Consider the following 395-nt stretch of genomic DNA (forward strand, 5'->3'; position numbering starts at 1 on the left):
GTGTCTTGAGCTCGCGTTCTCGAGTGCCGTTGCGGCTGTCCGTGCGTTCTTCTGACCGTTCGTAAGGCTCAGCCTTGAGTTGAGCAGTGGATTCCGCCATCAGAATACTATTGAGACTTTTACGCAGCAGTTCGCGAAATGCCTGATCGTGATCCTTTGAAAGAAGTTGTAGAATTTCCTCTTGATTTAAGGTAATATTTAATTGAGCCATTTGTTTGTCCTCCTAGTATTATTTTGTTAGGTGATTTAATTATACCTGGGAGACGAGCACTTGGCTCTCTTTTTTTTATCAATTTACACCATTATACGGGCATAACCACATTTTAGTAACATTTTTCAAAATTTTGGAGATTTTGTTCTACTTTCTGAGCCGCGCGGGCCGAATTTGGAGTCAG

1 protein-coding gene is annotated in these 395 nt (G+C 42.0%); it reads right to left on the reverse strand.

The features are described from left to right. Window positions 1-211, reverse strand: a 211-nt coding sequence (locus BMZ95_RS10515; RefSeq protein WP_191981834.1) for a transposase, incomplete at its 3' end; no start/stop codon positions are given. Between the last annotated feature and the right edge of the window lie 184 nt (window positions 212-395).

Source organism: Ligilactobacillus ruminis DSM 20403 = NBRC 102161 (genome assembly GCF_900113455.1).
Classification (GTDB): Bacteria; Bacillota; Bacilli; order Lactobacillales; family Lactobacillaceae; genus Ligilactobacillus; species Ligilactobacillus ruminis.